This is a genomic window from Streptomyces sp. HUAS MG56 (assembly GCF_058673395.1).
Genome location: NZ_CM178722.1, coordinates 6,293,305 through 6,311,358, shown reverse-complemented (window position 1 = coordinate 6,311,358; position 18,054 = coordinate 6,293,305). Strand labels below are relative to the sequence as shown.

Here is an 18,054-nt window from a genome sequence, read left to right as displayed (position 1 = left end):
CCAGTTGAATCACGGCGCTTCGGCAGGAGGCGGGGGCGGGGGCATGTCCTCCGGATCCGGTGCGGGGCCGTCGGGCTCGGCGGGCGTCTCGGCCTCGGCGATGTCGGCCTCGGTGATGCCAGCCTCCGGGATGCCGGCATCGGCGATCTCTGCCTCGGTGATCTCGTCGGCGGTCTCGTGCCGGGCGGCCGTCTCGCGCAGGGCCGCCCAGCGGGAGGTGCGCGCGAGGTCGTCGTGCCAGCCCGGAGGATACGGGTCGTCGGCCGGGAGGAAGTCGTACAACTCCTCCTCGGGGGCCCCGGGCACGACGGACCGGGACTCGGCCTCCTGCCCCTTCGCGGCGCCCTTGGTCGTGCCCTTGTCCTTGCCCTCGTCCCCGGTCTCGGGCCTCCCCGTCCCCTCGGCCGCGGACTCGGCGTCTTCCCCTGCCTGACCCTGCCGACCCTGCTCCCCCGTCCTGTCCTGCGCCGGAATCCCCCCGCCCCGCACCCACCACGTCCGCAGCCGCCAGGCCCGTACCACCAGCGCCACCGGCATCCCGAACGCCGCCGTCCAGAGTGCCGCCGCACCCCCGGTCTGCCAGCCCACCGGTCCGAAGCGGGCCAGCGCCGCCACGCCCAGCGGGCCCCCGGACAGTTCGGCGAGGAGCAGGCAGCCCGCCCCGCAGACCAGCGCCGTCAGCAGCACCACCCCGGCCGTGCGAGCCGCCGACCAGCGGGCCGACACCCTCTCCCCCTGCCGCGCGGGCCGCTCCACCGCACCCCGCGCCACGAACCACCCCGCCGTCACCCCGGCCGCCACCGGCAACGCCCCCGCCGCCCAGTTGAGCTGCGACCCGGCCCCCGCGTCCGGCACCGCCGCCAGCAGCGGGAACGGCGGCAGCAGCGGGGCCGGACGGGAGGCGAAGGGATACACGAGGTGCCCGGCGCCGAGCAGGAAGCCGGGGCCGAGGGCGTACGACGCGGCCCAGACCGCCGCATTGGGGATCAGCGCGACCCCGAGCAGCAGTACCGCACACCGCCCGGTCCAGCCCTCCGTCAGCTGAAGGAACGACGCCCGCGCCGCCCCGCCGTGCCACGCCAGCGACACCCCGACCAGCGCCGCCCCGCCGCCGAGCAGCACGGCCGTCGCCGCACCGGCGGCCCGTACGGCCGTGCCCAGCCGCCGCCACCCGTCGGCGCCGGACACCGGTCGCCGCACCTGTCCCGGCAGCATCCGCCACACCTTCAGCACGGGCTCACGCGGCCGGCCGTACGCCGTCCACACCCCCACCGCCGCCGTGACCCCCACGACGAGCGGCAGACACACCGTCACCCACGGCCATGAAGGCCGCAGTTCCGCGCCCGCGCAGTACAGCGCGGCCGGGCCACCGACGGCGAGATAACCGAGGACGACCCCCGTCCACACCGTGCGTGCGGGCACCAGCGGCGGTGCGTCGGCGTCGTCGCGGGGGTCGAAGACGGAGTCGGCGGGCGGGTCCACGCCGTCCCGGGCCGCCCGGTGGACCAGCCACACCGGCAGCGCGAGCAGCAGCAGCGGCGTCACCCCCACGGGCATGTGCGCGCCGGAGAGCGTGTCCGTGCGGACCAGTTCGACGCCGTGTGCCAGCAGCCACAGCGCGGCGGCGACATGCAGCGCGCCGCCCGGACCGCTGTCGGGATACGGCGACAGCACCCACAGCCCCATCACGAGCACGGCGAGCGAGCCGAGCCCGAGCCCCGCGGCGACGGCCCCGCCCAGGAGGCTCGCGGCCAGTCCGGGCGAGCGGTCGCGCAGCCGGGTCAGCAGGGTCGACAGCGACGGTCGGCGGCGAGCGGTCATCAGGGTCACGCCCGCCATGCTCCCAACGACACGCGCTTTCCCGTCGTAACAGGCGAACCCCCGTAGTGTCGCTCAATATACTTTTATGTTCATTTTCGTACGGAAGAGTGCACGGTGACGACGCTGCCCCGGGTTCCCTCCCCCGTCTCCCCGCCGGAGTCCCTGACGCCCGCTCAGGCCTTCGACGCGCTGTACGCGTTCTGCGCCCCCGCCCTCGTACGCCAGACCTACCTGCTCACCGGGCGCCGGGAGCTGGCCCGCGAGGCGGTGGAGCGGGCGTTCCAACTGGCCTGGCAGCGCTGGCCCGAGGTGGCCCGGGACCGCGATCCGGCCGGCTGGGTACGGGCGGTGGCGTACGACTGCGCGCTCTCCCCCTGGCACCGCTTCCGCCCCCGCCACCGGCACCCGGAGCCGCCGCCCGCCGACCCGGCCGGTCGCGCGCTGCTGCACGCCCTGCTGAAGCTGCCGCCGTCGTACCGGCGCACGCTCCTGCTCTACGACGGTGTGGGGCTCGACCTGCCGGAGACGGCGGCGGAGACGGAGGCCAGCACCCCGGCGGCCGCCAGCCGGCTGACCCACGCCCGGCAGGCCGTGGCGGCCCGCGTCCCGGACCTGGCCGACCCCCGCGCGCTCCACCGCGGGCTGCTCGAACTGGCCTCGGCCGAGCGGCTGCGGGCCGCGAAGCCGACCACCGTGCGGACCGTGAGCGAACGCCGGAACGCCTTCTGGACCCGGACGGCGATCGCCTTCACCGTGACGATCATCGGCGCGACGGCGCTCACCCTGCGCACGGCCCCTACGCACTACGAGGCACCGATCGCTCCCGCGCAGGCGGTGGGCGGCGTGCCGCCCCGGGTGGCGCCGGGTCCGCTGTCCCCGGCGGAGCAGGCCCTGCGAGCCAAGCTGCGCCGCGCGACGGAGAGGAGCGGGCCGCAGCGACTGGTACCGCTGGCCGGATGAACCCGGCTGGACGGGGACAGCGGAACAGCGGGAGCAGCGGGGACGGTGCGGACAACGGCGGCAGGCCCGCCCCCACCGCGGGGACGGGCCTGCCGGTGTTCCGCTGAGAAGGTCAGCCGCCCAGGATCTCGCGGGCGAGCTTGGCCGTCTCGGTCGGGGTCTTGCCGACCTTGACGCCCGCGGCCTCCAGGGCCTCCTTCTTGGCCTGCGCGGTGCCGGAGGAGCCGGAGACGATGGCGCCGGCGTGGCCCATGGTCTTGCCCTCGGGCGCCGTGAAGCCCGCGACGTAGCCGACGACCGGCTTGGTCACGTTCTCCTTGATGAACGCGGCCGCGCGCTCCTCGGCGTCGCCGCCGATCTCACCGATCATCACGATCAGCTCGGTCTCGGGGTCGTCCTGGAACGCGGCCAGGGCGTCGATGTGGGTGGTGCCGATGATCGGGTCACCGCCGATGCCCACGGCCGTCGAGAAGCCGATGTCACGCAGCTCGTACATCATCTGGTACGTCAGCGTGCCGGACTTCGAGACCAGGCCGATGCGGCCCGGCTTCGTGATGTCGCCCGGGATGATGCCGACGTTCGACTGGCCCGGGGTGATGATGCCGGGGCAGTTCGGGCCGATGATGCGGGTCTTGTTGCCCTTCTTGCCGGCGTACGCCCAGAAGGCGGCCGTGTCGTGCACGGCGATGCCCTCGGTGATCACGACGGCCAGCGGGATCTCGGCGTCGATGGCCTCGACGACCGCGTCCTTGGTGAACTTCTCCGGCACGAAGATCACGGAGACGTTCGCGCCGGTCTCCTTGATCGCCTCGGCGACCGTACCGAAGACCGGTACCTCGGTGCCGTCGAAGTCGACCTTCTGACCGGCCTTGCGCGGGTTCACGCCGCCCACGACGTTGGTGCCGTCACCGAGCATGAGCTTGGTGTGCTTCATGCCCGTGGCGCCGGTCATGCCCTGGACGATGACCTTGCTGTCCTTGTTGAGCCAGATAGCCATGGTGTGTTGGTGTCCTCGTCCTGAGTGCTTACTTGGCGGCGTGGGCCAGCTCGGCGGCCTTGTCGGCCGCGCCGTCCATGGTGTCGACGCGCTGCACCAGCGGGTGGTTGGCGTCCGTGAGGATCTTGCGGCCCAGCTCGGCGTTGTTGCCGTCGAGGCGGACGACGAGCGGCTTCGAGACGTTCTCGCCGCGGTCCTCCAGGAGCTTCAGGGCCTGGACGATGCCGTTGGCGACCTCGTCACAGGCGGTGATGCCACCGAAGACGTTGACGAAGACCGACTTGACGTCGGGGTCGCCGAGGATGATCTCCAGGCCGTTCGCCATCACCTGGGCGGAGGCGCCACCGCCGATGTCCAGGAAGTTGGCGGGCTTGACGCCACCGTGGTTCTCACCGGCGTAGGCGACGACGTCCAGGGTGCTCATGACGAGACCCGCGCCGTTGCCGATGATGCCGACCTCGCCGTCGAGCTTGACGTAGTTGAGGTTCTTCTCCTTGGCAGCGGCCTCGAGCGGGTTGGCCGCGGCCTTGTCGTGGAGCTCCTCGAAGTCGGGGTGACGGAACTCGGCGTTGTCGTCGAGCGACACCTTGCCGTCGAGGGCGATGACGTCGCCGGAGGCGACCTTCGCCAGCGGGTTGACCTCGACCAGGAGGGCGTCCTCCTTGATGAAGGTGTCCCACAGCTTGACGAGGACGTCCGCGACCTTGTCCGCGACCTCGGCCGGGAACTTGGCGGCCTCGACGATCTCGCGGGCCTTCTCCGGGGTCACACCGTCGATCGGGTTGATCGGCGTCTGGGCGACGGCCTCCGGGGTGTCCTTCGCCACCTCCTCGATCTCCATGCCGCCCTGGACGGAGGCGATGGAGAGGAACGTGCGGTTGGCACGGTCGAGGAGGAAGGAGACGTAGTACTCCTCGAGGATCTCCGGGGCGGTCTCGGCGATCATGACCTTGTGGACCGTGTGGCCCTTGATGTCCATGCCGAGGATGTTGTTGGCGTGCTCGACGGCCTCGTCCACGGAGGCGGCCAGCTTGACGCCGCCGGCCTTGCCACGGCCGCCGACCTTCACCTGAGCCTTGACGACGGACTTGCCACCCAGGCGCTCAGTGGCTGCGCGGGCCGCCTCAGGCGTGTCGATGACTTCACCGGCCAGCACCGGTACATCGTGCTTGGCGAAGAGGTCCCTCGCCTGGTACTCGAACAGGTCCACGCGCTTCCGTCCCTATCAGTGATCTCGCGGTTCGTTGGATGCGTGGGCGTGCCGCGAAGGGCAACGTGACGTCCGCTTGTCACAAGGGAGGCGCACACGGTGTCCGAGCGCGCGGCATGTCCGTCTCGCAGGTTATCCCCGCTCGCGGGGGCTCCCTAAATCGAGGGTCACACCCGAGCGGTGATACCTGTCACATGATGCCGGGTTCCCTGGCACGGCGTGCCGCGCACTGGCGCGATGTGCGAGGCCTCACCGGGCTGGGGTTGGCCCGGTGAGGCCTCTGGGCCGGCCCCGGTGGTTCCGGGACCGTGACGGTCGGCCTCCACCCCTATGGGGACCGGCCGTCTCACCCGTGGGGCCCCGCCCGAACGATCCGACGGCATTCGGCCGTCCGGGTCCGGACACCTCACGGAAGCGGGTCGGGCCCCTGCGCGTGTCCGTCAGTGATGGATCAGCAATGGATCAGTGATGCATCAGCGACGGAGCAGTGACGGATCACCGGCGATCAGAGGTGATCGGGGGGCGGTGATCGGCCATCGGTCGCCGGCGACCGGCGAGGCCCGAAGGAGGGGCGGCCGGAGCTAGCCGGGGAAGACAGGGATGTCCCGGTGCCGTTCCCGGGTGCGGGGCATGTCGGTGCGCACGGCGGTGCCGGGCACGAGCCACAGGGGGGCACGGTGACCGAGGGTGACGACATACACGTCGGCATGACGGGACGCGGTCCCCTCGGCCGCCTGCTTGCCCAGTACGCCGTTCGGGGTGCCGGCGGGCGCCGGACGACCGGGGGCGGCGACGGCACCGTTGGAACCGGCGGCGCCGTGGTGCGCGGAGGAACGCGCGGGGGGTGCGGCGCACGGGGACCCTGGGGCGCTCTCCGGCCCGTACGAGGCGAACGGGGCCGGCCCGGCCGGGGCCGCGGCACCGGCGTCGGTACGGGCGTGGCGCGGGTGCGCCGGGGCGGGCGTACCGACCGGGCTCGCGGGCCGGCTCGCCGTGCCCTCGCCCTGCCCCTGCCGGCTCGGCGCAGACACCGGCACGCCGACCGCATCGGGTACGTCCGGCACGTGGCCGAGGTCCGGCAGCGGGAGGGGGGCCGGCACGACGCGCTCGGCCGCTCCCCCGACGGTCCGGACGACCGTGGACACCGTCCCGGTGACCGTGGACACCGTCCGGTTCACCGTGGCCACCGTCCCCGTCACCGGGGACAGCACGCCTTGCACGTCCTGCATGTCCTGTGCAGAGGTGACGGTCTTCTCGCCGGTCGTGCGCGCCGGATGACTCTGCGCGGCCGCCCCGGAGTCCGACGGCGTCAGGGGCAGTACGGATGTCACGGACGTCGCGGACGCCGCGGATGTCGTGGACGTGAGGGACGTCGCCGCTCCCCCCGCCGGCGTTCCGTCGGCCGCGTGCGCCTGCTCGCCGAAGAGGAACCCCAGCGCGAACAACCCGCCGACCAGCAGCGTCAGTTGGAGCGTGCGCCGCCCGGCCGCCGTGCGCAGCACGCGCACGGTGGTTCCAAGGAGGGCGGCGGAAAAGGTCAAGGAGACTAACGTCCTCGGATCGGCACGGCAGGGACTCCACCGATCCTTCACGGCACCCCCAAGTCCGCGCAAGCCCCGTGTTACCGATGGGTAGCCATATCCCCTTTCATTCCTCCTGTCACGCGGTGTCCGGTATCGGCAGTGGTCGCTTCTCCAGGGCCGCCGCCATCACCTCGGGGAACAGGTCGGGCGTGCAGGCGAAGGCCGGTGCGCCGAGTGCGGCGAGCGCCGCCGCGTGCTCCCGGTCGTACGCCGGCGCGCCCTCGTCCGACAGCGCGAGCAGCGCCACGAACTGCACCCCGGACGCCTTCATCGCCGCGACCCGCTTGAGCATCTCGTCGCGGATGCCGCCCTCGTAGAGGTCACTGATCAGCACGACCACCGTCTCGGCGGGACGGGTGATCTGCGACTGGCAGTAGGCGAGCGCCCGGTTGATGTCCGTGCCGCCGCCGAGCTGGGTGCCGAAGAGGACATCGACCGGATCGTCCAGCTGGTCGGTGAGGTCGGCCACCGCCGTGTCGAAGACGACCAGCCGGGTGCTGATCGCCCGCATGGAGGCCAGCACCGCCCCGAACACCGACGCGTAGACCACGGACGCCGCCATCGAACCGGACTGGTCGATGCAGAGCACGACCTCCTTCTTCACCGACCGCGCGGCCCGCCCGTATCCGACGAGGCGTTCCGGCACGACCGTGCGGTACTCGGGCAGGTAGTGCTTGAGGTTGGCCGCGATGGTGCGGTTCCAGTCGATGTCGTGGTGGCGCGGGCGGCTGACCCGGGCACTGCGGTCCAGGGCACCGGTGAGGGTGGCCCGGGTACGGGTCGCGAGCCGCTTCTCCAGGTCCTCGACGACCTTGCGGACGACCGCGCGCGCCGTCTCCTTCGTCGTCTCCGGCATCGCCTTGTTGAGCGACAGCAACGTGCCGACCAGATGCACGTCCGCCTCCACCGCCTCCAGCATCTCCGGCTCCAGCAGCAGGGCGGACAGCCCGAGCCGGTCGATGGCGTCGCGCTGCATGACCTGGACGACGGAGGACGGGAAGTAACGGCGGATGTCGCCGAGCCAGCGCGCCACCGACGGCGCCGAGGCCCCGAGCCCGGCCGAACGGTCGCGCCCCGCCTGCGGTTTGTCCCCCTTGCCGTAGAGCGCGGCGAGCGTGCCGTCCATCGCCGCGTCCCGCCCGGACAGCGCGCATCCGGTCCCGTCGGCCTGCTCCCCGCCGAGCACCAACCGCCACCGCCGCAACCTCTCACTCGCCGGGTCGCCGACGCCGGGACCTGGACCGACGCCGGGGCTGGGGCCGGGACCGATGCCGGGGCCGGGACCGGTGGTCGTCGTGATCGGCTGGATTGTCATGTGCCCACCCCCGCAAGGCTGTTGTCGTCGGTCGTCCTCGGCTGCCCGCACAGGACCCGGCCCGGACCCTTGCCCGGGTCCGGGTCCGGGTCCGGCTTCTCGTCCCGGTCCTCCTCCAGGCCGAGCAGCAGCCGCAGCACCGGGAGCACGGCGTCGGCGCGCTCGGTGTCCGGCTCGGCGGCGAAGCCCGGTGCCGTCCCCGCCCCTGCCGCCCGGCCGGCGGTCCGCTCGCCCGGTCCACGCCGGACCAGTTCACCGAGGGTTCTGCGCACTCCCGGCTCGTACGCCGCGAACGTGCGCCGCAGCAGCGGCAGTACGTCCGTGAACGCCTCCGCCGGCACCCCCGTCAGCCAGTTGTCGACCAGGCCGAGCAGCCGCTCGTCGTGCACCAGCAGCAGCCCGCCCCCGCCGCCGACGAAACCCTCGATCCAGGCGGCCGCGTCGGCGGGCGGTGTCCCCGGCGACAGGACGAGCCCCATCAGCCGCGCCGCCTCCTCGGGCCCCAGCACGCCGTCGTCCAGCAGCAGCCGCACCGCCCGCCCCCGCAGCACACCGGCCACGGTGTCGCGCAGCGCCAACGCCCGCAGCACGGCCCGCCAGCGGTCCCGCAGCGCGCCGGGTCCGGCACCGCCACCGTCCCCTGCGCCGCCACTCCCCGCGCGTGCGTTCCCCGTGTCGGTGCCCGTGGCGGCCGCCGTCTCCGCCAGCAGCCCCACCGCCGTGTGCACGGCGTCCACATGGCCGCGCATCTCCTCCGCCGCGTCCGTGTCGAGCGCGGCGCAGGCCGGGGGCAGGCCGACGAAGATCCGCTCGGCGAGACCCGCCGCGACCCCGGCCAGCGCGCCGGTGTCGGTGCCCCGCACATCGCCGTAGCGCAGCGAGCGGACGAGGGCGGGCAGGGCCTCGGCGAGATGACCGACGTCGGTGTCGAGCGCGGCCCGGTCGGCCAGCACCCGCATGACCACCGGCAGGGTCTCCGGCACCCCCGCGAGCAGGCACTGCTCGGCGAGCGCGGTGACCTCGGCGAGGCCGCGCGCGGCCTCCGCGTCCGCCCCCGCCCTGGCCTGCGCGGCGCCCTGTACGGTCGTCCCCCACACGCCCGCCTCGGCGACCCGCACCGACAGCTCCGGCTCCCAGCGCAGCCGCCAGGTCTCCCGGAAGGTGCCCGTGCTCCCCCGCGACCGGGCCGGCTCGCCCCAGCCGACGCCGAGCAGCCGCAGCCGGTGCAGCAGTCTGCTGCGGGCGGCGTCCGTCTCCCCGCGCAGGTCCAGCTCCAACTCCCGCTCCGGCGCCTCCGGTTTGAGCCGAAGCGAGCGCTGCTGCCGGGCCAGGTCGCGCTGGAGCGGCACCGCCGGGGCCGCCTCCGGCACCTCCCCCAGCGCGTCCCCGACGACCAGCCGGTCGTGCACCAGCGCCAGCGGCACCTCGGAGCCGTCGCCCAGCACCGCGCGCACGGCGTCGGTGGTCTCGCTCAGCCCGGGCAGCGGGCGGCCGCGCAGCGCGGCCAGGGTCTCGGCGAGCCGGACGGCCTCGATGACATGGGCGGAGGAGACGATCCGGTCCTCCTCGCGCAGCAGCCTCGCCACCTTGGTCAGCCACCGCTCGACCGGCCGGTCGGGGGCGTGGAACAGATGGCCGTACCAGCCCGGCGAGTCGATGCCCGCGCCGTAGCCGCCGGCCCGGGCGAGCCTGCGGTGCGTCCACGGCACCCAGGTCAGGTCCGTCCTGACCTTGGGCAGCCCCTTCAGCAGGGCGCGGTCGGCGGTGACGGTGGTCTTCGCGCGCAGTGCGGGCACGTGCCAGGCCCCGCAGACCACCGCCACGTCGTCCCCGAACTCCTTGCGCGCGGCGCGCAGTTGGAGCCGCATGTGCGCCTCGCGTACGAGGTCACGCGCGTGCCCGTCCGCGCCGTACCGCTCGCGCAGCGCGCCCATGGCGTCCTCCAGGGCGGCGAACGGCGCGAAGGGATCCCGCTCACCCGGGCCCCGGTGCTCGACGACGTCCTCCCACCAGCGCTCGGGGTCGTCGTACCCCGCGGCCTCGGCGAGCGCGGCGAGCGGATCGACCCTGAACCGGCGGGTCTGATCACCGGCTTCGGGGGCGTCACCGATGTCCTGCGGGTCTCCCCTGTCGCCCGCGGCGCCCGGGTTCTCCTCGCTGCCCGCGGCGCCCGTGCTCTCCTCGCCGCCCGCCTCGGCCGGATCCTCCCCCGCGCCCCGTCCCGGCCGCCCGGTCCCGTCCGCAGACACGTCCCGCCCCTGCCACGCGAGCGTGTGCGTGGCAGGCAGGTCGACGAAGCGGGCCGTGACGCCCTGCTCCAGGGCCCAGCGGATCGCCACCCACTCGGGGCTGAACTCGGCGAACGGCCAGAACGCCGAGCGGCCGGGCTCGTTCACGGCGTGGGCGAGCAGGGCGACCGGGGGCCGCAGGCCGGGGTCGGCGGCCAGCGGGATGAGCGCGTCGGCCTCGGGCGGGCCCTCGATCAGGACGGTACGGGGACGGGCGGCGGCCAGCGCGGCCCGCACCGCGCGCGCGGAGCCGGGTCCGTGGTGCCGCACGCCGAGCAGGAGGGGGCCGGGGTCGCGGGCCCCGGGCCCGCGCGTGCCGTTCACGCGCTCACCTCCCGGCACGCGCGGTAGAAGTCCGTCCAGCCCTCGCGCTCGCGGACGACCGTCTCCAGGTACTCCTGCCAGACGACCCGGTCGGCCGCCGGATCACGGACGACCGCGCCGAGGATGCCGGCGGCGACGTCACCCGGGCGCAGCACGCCGTCGCCGAAGTGGGCGGACAGGGCGAGGCCGCTCGTGACGACGGAGATCGCCTCGGCCGTGGACAGCGTGCCGCTCGGCGACTTCAGCTTCGTGCGGCCGTCGGCGCTCACTCCGTCGCGCAGCTCGCGGAAGACCGTCACGACACGGCGGATCTCCTCGATGCCGTCGGGCGCGGCCGGCAGATCGAGGGAACGGCCGATCTGCTCCACCCGGCGGGTGACGATGTCGACCTCCGCCTCGGCGCTCTCCGGCAGCGGCAGCACCACGGTGTTGAAGCGGCGGCGCAGCGCGCTGGAGAGGTCGTTGACGCCTCTGTCACGGTCGTTGGCGGTGGCGATGAGGTTGAAGCCGCGGACCGCCTGGACCTCCTCGCCCAGCTCGGGGACGGGCAGCGTCTTCTCGGACAGGATCGTGATCAGCGTGTCCTGCACGTCGGCCGGGATACGGGTCAACTCCTCGACGCGCGCCGTCATGCCCTCGGCCATGGCACGCATGACGGGGCTGGGCACGAGGGCGTCACGGCTCGGGCCGTGCGCGAGCAGACGGGCGTAGTTCCAGCCGTACCGGATCGCCTCCTCCGGGGTGCCCGCCGTGCCCTGGACCAGCAGCGTGGAGTCTCCGCTGACCGCGGCCGCGAGATGCTCGGAGACCCAGGTCTTGGCGGTGCCGGGGACGCCGAGCAGGAGCAGGGCGCGGTCGGTGGCGAGCGTGGTGACGGCGACCTCGACGATGCGGCGCGGGCCCACGTACTTGGGTGTGATCACCGTGCCGTCCGGCAGGGTGCCGCCGAGCAGGTACGTCGCCACCGCCCACGGCGACAGCTTCCAGCGGGCCGGGCGCGGGCGGTCGTCCTGCCGGGCGAGCGCGGCGAGTTCGGCGGCGAAGGCGTGCTCGGCGTGCGGTCGCAGCGCCTGCGGCTCCCGGCGTCCGCCCACTGTCCCCGTTCCCCCGCTCGCCGTCCCGCTGCTCCCGCTCGCTTCGCCGGACGCCGCGTCGACGGGCGTCGCTTCCACGGACGTCACTTCCTCGGACACAGACATGGCTGAGGCCCCCTCCAGCTCGGCCGGTTCGGATCTGGCATCCACCGTGCACCACGCCACTGACAATCGCTCTGACCTGCACAAACGCCCACGCACGGCCGATTGTCAGTGGCGGGACCTACCGTCGGGGGCATGACTGAGCAGCGGGTGCGCTGGACCGCGGACCAGGTGCTGGCACTGGCGCCTGACGCCGCGTCACGCACGGCGGGGAGCAAGCTCGGCACGGCCGGTCCGTGGTCCGAGACGGGCAGTGGAGAGGGGACGGTGTGGGGACTGTGCAGGGGCAGTGGCAGCAGGCCGTACCAGACGGTGGTGGACCTGGCCGGACCGGCGTACAAGTGCAGTTGTCCGAGCCGTAAGTTCCCGTGCAAGCACGCACTCGGGCTGCTTCTGCTGTGGGCGGGCGGCGGCGCGGTGCCGGTGTCCGGCGAGCCGCCGGGGTGGGCCGGGGAATGGCTCGCCTCCAGACGCGGGCGGGTCGAGGGCAAACCGGCCCGGGGCGACGGGAGTTCCGCGTCCGGGCCCGCCGATCCCGAGGCGGTACGGCGGCGGGCCGAGCGCCGGGCCGAGCGGGTCACCGCGGGCGCGACGGAGCTGGAGCAGCGCCTCGCCGACCTGCTGCGCGGCGGCCTGGCCCCGGCCGAGCAGGCGGGGTACGGGGCGTGGGACGAGACGGCGGCCCGCATGGTCGACGCGCAGGCGCCCGGACTCGCGGCGCGGGTGCGGGAGTTGGGGGCGATACCGGCGTCGGGGCCGGGCTGGCCGGCCCGGTTGCTGGAGGAGTGCGCGCTGCTGCATCTGCTCGACCAGGGCTGGCTGCGCCGCGACGCGCTGCCGGACGCCCTCGCGGCCACGGTCCGCTCGCGGCTCGGCCTGCCCGCACCGGCGGACGGCCCGCCGGTGCGCGACCGCTGGCTGGTCCTCGCCCAGTACGACACGGTGGACGCGAAGCTGACGACCCGCCGGATCTGGCTGCACGGCGCCGATTCGGGCGACACCCGGCTGCTGCTGTCGTACGGCGCCGCGGGCCGGGCCCCGGAGCTGTCCCTGCCGGTCGGGCTGGCGCTGGACGCGGAGCTGTCCGGCCACCCGGGAGCCGCCCGGGCCCGGGCGAGCCTGGGCGAGCGCCACGCCCCGCCGACGCCTGCCGCGTTCCGCCCACCGGGCGTGTCGACGGGGGACGCGGCGGACCGGTACGGCGCGGCGCTGCGCGACGATCCCTGGCTGGAGTCGGTCCCGGTGACGCTGGAGCGGGTGGTCCCGGTCCCCGACGGCGAGACGTGGCAGCTGGCCGACGCCGACGCGGACACGGCCCTGCCCCTGACCCGGGCCGCCCGCTCCCGCCCCGGCCTGTGGCGCCTGACCGCCCTGTCCGGCGGCGCCCCCGTGACGGTCTTCGGCGAATGCGGCCACCGCGGCTTCACCCCGCTCACCGCCTGGGCGGCGGGGACGGACGAGGCGGTGCCGCTGTGCTGAGCGGGCCCGAGACGAAACGGAACGCCCTGAGCCATCAGGAGGGGGACGACATGAACGCGACCTCGGCCGCCCGGTCCGGCGCGGATCCCGCGGTTTCCTGGGACGACCTGCTCACCACCGCCCTGCTCGGCACCGACCGGCGCCCCTGGGCGGGTTCCGCACCCGGCCGGGAGGCTCCGCTGGCGCTGCTGGACGCGGCCGCCGTCGCGACCGTGCGGCGGCGGGCCGGGCTGCGCCCCGCGCGCGCGGGCCGACGGCCGGAGCCGGCGCCCGAGGACCCGCGCCCGGTCCTGCCCGCCGCAGCGGCCCGCCGCCTCGCCACCCTGCTGGCCGACCGCTCCGGCGCGGCGGGCAGCGGCCGCCGGGGCAGCTCCCCGGACCTCATGGAGCTGCTCCCGCAGTGGCTCGCGGCAGCCGTCGAGCACGGGTACGCGGCGCCCCCGCAGGCGCTGCCCGCCCTGCTGGACGCGGCCCGGGGGCGTACCGACCTGCGCCCGGCGGCACTGGCGTTCGCCGGCCCGCGCGCCCTGTGGCTGGCCCGGTTGAACAGGGACTGGCGCTTCGCCCTGCGCGCGGCCCCCGGCGGCGGTGCCGCACTGCCCGGCCCCGACGACGCCGAGGGGGTGGAGCGGCTGTGGCAGGAGGGGCTGTTCGCCGAGCGGGTGGCGCTGCTGGGCGCACTGCGCGCGCGTGAGCCCGCGCTCGCGCGCGAACTGCTGGCGTCGACCTGGCCGAAGGAGCGGGCGGAGGACCGGCTGATGTTCCTCGACACGCTGCGCGCGGGCCTCGCCGCCGGGGACGAGCCGTTCCTGGAGCAGGCGTTGGGCGACCGCAGCCGCAATGTCCGGGCGACGGCCGCGGAGCTGCTGTCGGCGCTGCCGCACTCGGCGCTGGCCGCGCGCATGGCCGTACGGGCGGCGGCCTGTGTGGCTCTCGACCGTACGGGACCCGTGCCGGCGATCGCGGTCGAGCCGCCGGTCGAGTGCGATTCGAGCATGGAGTGCGACGGTGTGGTGGCCACGCCTCCCGCAGGCAGAGGAGAACGCTCATGGTGGCTGGGGCAGTTGGTGGAGGCCGCCCCGCTCGGCAGCTGGCCGGAGCGGCTCGGCGGGCGCACCGCGCGGGACATCGTGGCGCTGCCCGTGGCCGACGGCTGGCAGGGCGAACTGCACGCGGCCTGGTGCCGGGCGGCGGTGCGGCAGCGCGACGCCGACTGGTCGAGGGCCTTGCTCGGCGCGCCGTCGGCGCCGGAGGCGGGCGGACCGGGGGCGGTGTCCCTGGCGGAGCGCGCGAAGCTGCTGGCGGCCCTGGAGCCGGCGGAACGGGCCGCGTGGGTGGCCGGGTTCATCGCGACACACGGCCTGTCGGAGGCGTTCCAGCTGCTCGGGGTGTGCGCCGTGCCCTGGGCGCCGCCACTGGGCCGCTCGGTCGTGGACGCGCTCAACATCGCGCGCGACGCGGGCAGTTACCCCTGGAGCTTCAGCGGGGTGATGGGACTGGCCGAGCGCTGCCTGGACCCGGCGGAGGTCGCACGGCTGGAAGGGCTGCTGGCGATACCCGACGAGCGGGAGGACGCGGCGCCGGGAGCCGGGGGCTACTGGGCGGAGGCCTTCCAGCGGCTGGTCACGACGCTGCGGCTGCGAGCGGCGATGGCGGACGAGCTGGCACCGGCCGGCACCCCCCGCGCACCCCGCCCGGACCTGCCGTCGGCTCAGCCGCCGGACGCGGCCCGCTGACCCGCGTTCTCGCGCACCCACTCCACGATCGACGCCGTGGTCGCCCCGGGGGTGAAGATCTCCGCGACGCCCTTCTCCTTCAGCGGCGCGATGTCCTCCTCCGGGATGATGCCGCCGCCGAAGACCAGGATGTCCTCAGCCTCGCGCTCCTTGAGCAGGTCGATCACCGCGGCGAACAGCGTGTTGTGCGCGCCCGAGAGGATGGACAGACCGATCGCGTCGGCGTCCTCCTGGATGGCGGTGTCGACGATCTGCTCCGGCGTCTGGTGAAGGCCGGTGTAGATGACCTCCATACCGGCGTCGCGCAGGGCACGAGCGATGACCTTGGCCCCGCGATCGTGGCCGTCGAGCCCCGGCTTGGCGACCACCACGCGGATCGGACCGGCTGCCACACCCATCACTGCCTCCATAGACGATCCCGGAAGCGATCGCTTCCGGCCCATCACGACAAGTACCGCACTTCTGGCGCGTCCCGCCACCCGTCGCGAAGTGAACGAACGTTATCTCCAGCATCCCGCAACCGGCAGTTTTACGGTGCGCAGCGAGGGGGAAATCACACGTGGGACATGAGGGCACACGGGGGATGGAGCCGTCCTCCGGCGTGCCGACAGGAGGTCGGCCCATGAAGGTCACCGGAGTACTGCCACTCTCTCTTGCGATCTACCGGCGCCTGTGGCCGGGACGGCTCGCCGGACTGTCCATGGCGCTGCTCAAGGCGACCGCCCTCGAGGCCGCGATCCTGGCCGGCCACCTGCTGCTCTATCCGACCGGCTTCGTCCAGGAGCGCCGCTTCCCGGCCCTGCCCGCGCAGAACGGCGCCGCCCGGCTGCCCGTCCGCTCCGGCCCGCCGGTCGTGCTGCTGCACGGCTTCATCGACAACCGCTCGGTGTTCGTACTGCTGCGCCGCAGCCTCGCCCAGCACGGCCGGCAGCGCGTCGAGTCGCTCAACTACTCACCGCTGACCTGTGACATCCGCACCGCGGCCGAACTGCTCGGGCGGCATGTCGAGGAGATCTGCGAGCGCACCGGCAGCGCCCGCGTCGACATCGTGGGCCACAGCCTCGGTGGGCTGATAGCGCGCTACTACGTGCAGCGTCTCGGCGGCGATCTGCGGGTGCGCACGCTCGTCACCCTGGGCACCCCGCACGCGGGGACCCGGGTGGCGCCGCTCGCCGACGCCCATCCGATCGTGCGCCAGATGCGGCCCGGTTCCGGGGTGATCGAGGAGCTGGCCCGGCCCGCGCCCGGCTGCCGTACGCGGTTCGTCAGCTTCTGGAGCGACCTGGACACCATCATGGATCCGGTGGAGTCGGCGTGCCTGGACCACCCCGACCTCGACGTGCAGAACGTCCAGGTGACCGGCATCGGGCATCTCGCCCTGCCGGTGCACCCCGCGGTCGCGGCCGGGATACGCGAGGCCCTCGACACGGCGCGCCCCGGGGACGCGCTCGCCGGCGGTCTGACGGTGGCGTGACCTACAGACGGCCTTGAGGTGACCAGCAGCCACCTCACATCGAACGCTCATCGAACTCTCGGCCAAACTCGTGTCCGGCGTCCCCCGAAAGTCCGCCGATTGCCCGTTTCCGGCCCACGCGAAACCGGCTGAAGATTGTCGCGCCCAGGTACCGGCGGGTACAGTCGCCGCACTGCTCTGGCAGCCCCTGTTGTCGAGGCGAAAGAGAAGTTGGTGAACGACCGTCACCCGTCGGGGACCATGACCACCCCGGCCCCGGCTTCTGACGCCTCCTCCGCGCACTACGGCCACGCGCCGTACGGGACGCACGAAGCCTCCTACGGCGACTTCACCACGTACGGCGGCTACGACGCCACCGGTTTCGCGCACTCCCACGACACCACCGGCACCTTCCACGGCGACCCGCTCTTCGGCAGCCTGCCCGGCCCGCAGACCACCGGCGCCTACGACACGACGCCGTGGCAGACCGGCACGACGCCGCACTACGACGCGTACGCGGCCCAGCACCACGCCGCCTACGACTCCGGCGTGCACGACGCCACCGCCTGGACCGTTCCCCCGCAGGCCACGGGCCATGACGTCAGTGGACAGTGGGACGCGAGCGGCTGGCTCCAACCCGAGCAGCCCGGCGGCATGACCCAGCAGTGGGAGTGGGGCACCCAGAGCTTCGAGACCGGCGCGTACGACGCCACGCAGTGGAACTCCCCCGGCCAGGCCGTTCCCGAGCAGGCCGGCGTGCCGTTCGACCAGCAGGCCACCGCCACGTTCGAGCAGGTCGGCGACCCGGCCGCGGACTTCCCTCAGACGGGGTACGCCGCCGACGATCCGGTGGGCACCGCAAACGGTGAACCGCCCGCCGCGAACGACCTGTTGGAGGAGCAGGAAGAGACCACGCCGACGACCCGGGCGGGCGCGCGCAGCGCCGGGCGGTCCCGGCGCCGTACGCCTGCCAAGCGCTCCGCGCTGCTGACCGTCGCCGTGCCCTCGGCCTGTGTGATGGGTGTCGCCGGGATCGCGGTCGCCTCGGTCGGTGCCTTCAGCGACGACAGCAAGGACACCGCCGCCACCGCCGCGGACGCGCACGCGGTCAAGCCGGCGATCGCCAACAGCAAGCTGGACGCCCAGCTCAAGACGCTCTCCGCCGACGCCCACGACTTCGCCGACCGGGCCAGCCGGACGCAGGAGCGGATCGACCTCAAGAACCAGCAGGAGCAGGACCGCAAGAAGGCCCTCGCGGAGGCCGCGCTCAAGGAGCGGCTGCGCCCCAAGTTCGTCCTGCCGGTCACGCAGAGGGGGCTCAGCGCCTACTTCGGCCAGGCGGGCGTGAACTGGATGTCGGTGCACACGGGCATCGACTTCCCCGTCTCCTACGGCACCACGGTGATGGCCGCCACCGACGGCACCGTCACCACCAAGTGGAACAGCGCCTACGGCAACATGCTGATACTGACGGCGAAGGACGGCACGGAGACCTGGTACTGCCACCTGTCCAGCTACCAGGTCCCCGCGGGCACGTCCGTCAAGGCCGGCCAGCCGATCGCGTATTCCGGCAACTCCGGCAACTCCACCGGCCCGCACCTGCACTTCGAGGTGCATCCGGCGGGCGGAGCGGCCGTGGACCCGCTGCCGTGGCTGCGCAGCCACGGCCTGGACCCGACCTGAGCCGCGTAT

The 18,054-nt window shown here is 74.0% G+C and carries 13 protein-coding genes; 5 read left to right on the top strand and 8 right to left on the bottom strand.

Annotated features, from left to right (window positions below; genetic code table 11):
* Positions 1 to 9: 9 nt before the first annotated feature.
* A complete protein-coding gene (locus AC4OXY_RS29880; RefSeq protein ID WP_491991367.1) occupies positions 10 to 1,839 on the bottom strand; it encodes a cell division protein PerM in 1,830 nt (609 codons plus the stop codon).
* A gap of 96 nt (positions 1,840 to 1,935) precedes the next feature.
* Here AC4OXY_RS29880 and AC4OXY_RS29875 point away from each other — a divergent pair, with 96 nt between their 5' ends.
* Complete coding sequence (locus tag AC4OXY_RS29875; RefSeq protein WP_356030145.1) at positions 1,936 to 2,781, top strand: RNA polymerase sigma factor; 846 nt, start codon at positions 1,936 to 1,938, stop codon at positions 2,779 to 2,781.
* A gap of 112 nt (positions 2,782 to 2,893) precedes the next feature.
* On the opposite strand, the gene sucD is transcribed toward AC4OXY_RS29875, so the two are convergent.
* From sucD to AC4OXY_RS29845, 6 genes are all read right to left on the bottom strand, one after another.
* The gene (sucD, locus tag AC4OXY_RS29870; protein WP_071370071.1) at positions 2,894 to 3,778 is read right to left on the bottom strand and encodes a succinate--CoA ligase subunit alpha; all 885 of its coding nucleotides are present in this window, start codon (positions 3,776 to 3,778) and stop codon (positions 2,894 to 2,896) included.
* 28 nt (positions 3,779 to 3,806) lie between these two features.
* Entirely contained in the window at positions 3,807 to 4,988 is a 1,182-nt protein-coding gene (gene sucC, locus AC4OXY_RS29865; RefSeq protein WP_356030144.1) for an ADP-forming succinate--CoA ligase subunit beta, read from the bottom strand.
* Between the two features lie 581 nt (positions 4,989 to 5,569).
* Positions 5,570 to 6,529, bottom strand: coding sequence for a hypothetical protein (locus AC4OXY_RS29860; protein WP_491991366.1), 960 nt, complete (start codon positions 6,527 to 6,529; stop codon positions 5,570 to 5,572).
* A 118-nt stretch (positions 6,530 to 6,647) separates the two neighbouring features.
* A complete protein-coding gene (locus AC4OXY_RS29855; RefSeq protein ID WP_491991365.1) occupies positions 6,648 to 7,886 on the bottom strand; it encodes a VWA domain-containing protein in 1,239 nt (412 codons plus the stop codon).
* The gene (locus AC4OXY_RS29850; RefSeq protein ID WP_491991364.1) at positions 7,883 to 10,498 is read right to left on the bottom strand and encodes a DUF5682 family protein; all 2,616 of its coding nucleotides are present in this window, start codon (positions 10,496 to 10,498) and stop codon (positions 7,883 to 7,885) included. Before AC4OXY_RS29850 ends, AC4OXY_RS29855 begins: the two co-directional genes overlap by 4 nt.
* A complete protein-coding gene (locus tag AC4OXY_RS29845; RefSeq protein ID WP_356030138.1) occupies positions 10,495 to 11,697 on the bottom strand; it encodes an ATP-binding protein in 1,203 nt (400 codons plus the stop codon). Before AC4OXY_RS29845 ends, AC4OXY_RS29850 begins: the two co-directional genes overlap by 4 nt.
* Before the next feature lie 132 nt (positions 11,698 to 11,829).
* On the opposite strand from AC4OXY_RS29845, the gene AC4OXY_RS29840 reads away from it, so the two are divergent.
* Together AC4OXY_RS29840 and AC4OXY_RS29835 are read left to right on the top strand one after the other, a co-directional pair.
* Positions 11,830 to 13,173, top strand: coding sequence for an SWIM zinc finger family protein (locus AC4OXY_RS29840; protein ID WP_491991363.1), 1,344 nt, complete (start codon positions 11,830 to 11,832; stop codon positions 13,171 to 13,173).
* 50 nt (positions 13,174 to 13,223) lie between these two features.
* A complete protein-coding gene (locus tag AC4OXY_RS29835; protein ID WP_491991362.1) occupies positions 13,224 to 14,909 on the top strand; it encodes a DUF5691 domain-containing protein in 1,686 nt (561 codons plus the stop codon).
* On the opposite strand, the gene icmB is transcribed toward AC4OXY_RS29835, so the two are convergent.
* On the bottom strand, positions 14,885 to 15,307 hold the full coding sequence (gene icmB / locus AC4OXY_RS29830; RefSeq protein WP_362818198.1) for a coenzyme B12-dependent isobutyryl CoA mutase small subunit: 423 nt from the start codon (positions 15,305 to 15,307) through the stop codon (positions 14,885 to 14,887). The two genes, AC4OXY_RS29835 and icmB, sit on opposite strands and share 25 nt — an antisense overlap.
* Positions 15,308 to 15,531: 224 nt before the next feature.
* On the opposite strand from icmB, the gene AC4OXY_RS29825 reads away from it, so the two are divergent.
* Entirely contained in the window at positions 15,532 to 16,383 is an 852-nt protein-coding gene (locus AC4OXY_RS29825) for an esterase/lipase family protein (protein ID WP_356030133.1), read from the top strand.
* Positions 16,384 to 16,596: 213 nt separating this feature from the next.
* A complete protein-coding gene (locus AC4OXY_RS29820) occupies positions 16,597 to 18,045 on the top strand; it encodes a M23 family metallopeptidase (RefSeq protein ID WP_356030132.1) in 1,449 nt (482 codons plus the stop codon).
* Positions 18,046 to 18,054 lie beyond the last annotated feature (9 nt).

What these genes read in the sequence shown, in the direction of transcription:
- AC4OXY_RS29880 (WP_491991367.1), bottom strand. Translation starts at nt 1,839, where the DNA reads ATGGCGGGCGTGACCCTGATGACCGCTCGCCGCCGACCGTCGCTGTCG.
- AC4OXY_RS29835 (WP_491991362.1), top strand. Translation starts at nt 13,224, where the DNA reads ATGAACGCGACCTCGGCCGCCCGGTCCGGCGCGGATCCCGCGGTTTCC.
- AC4OXY_RS29840 (WP_491991363.1), top strand. Translation starts at nt 11,830, where the DNA reads ATGACTGAGCAGCGGGTGCGCTGGACCGCGGACCAGGTGCTGGCACTG.
- AC4OXY_RS29855 (WP_491991365.1), bottom strand. Translation starts at nt 7,886, where the DNA reads ATGACAATCCAGCCGATCACGACGACCACCGGTCCCGGCCCCGGCATC.
- icmB (WP_362818198.1), bottom strand. Translation starts at nt 15,307, where the DNA reads ATGGGTGTGGCAGCCGGTCCGATCCGCGTGGTGGTCGCCAAGCCGGGG.
- AC4OXY_RS29825 (WP_356030133.1), top strand. Translation starts at nt 15,532, where the DNA reads ATGAAGGTCACCGGAGTACTGCCACTCTCTCTTGCGATCTACCGGCGC.
- AC4OXY_RS29845 (WP_356030138.1), bottom strand. Translation starts at nt 11,697, where the DNA reads ATGTCTGTGTCCGAGGAAGTGACGTCCGTGGAAGCGACGCCCGTCGAC.
- sucD (WP_071370071.1), bottom strand. Translation starts at nt 3,778, where the DNA reads ATGGCTATCTGGCTCAACAAGGACAGCAAGGTCATCGTCCAGGGCATG.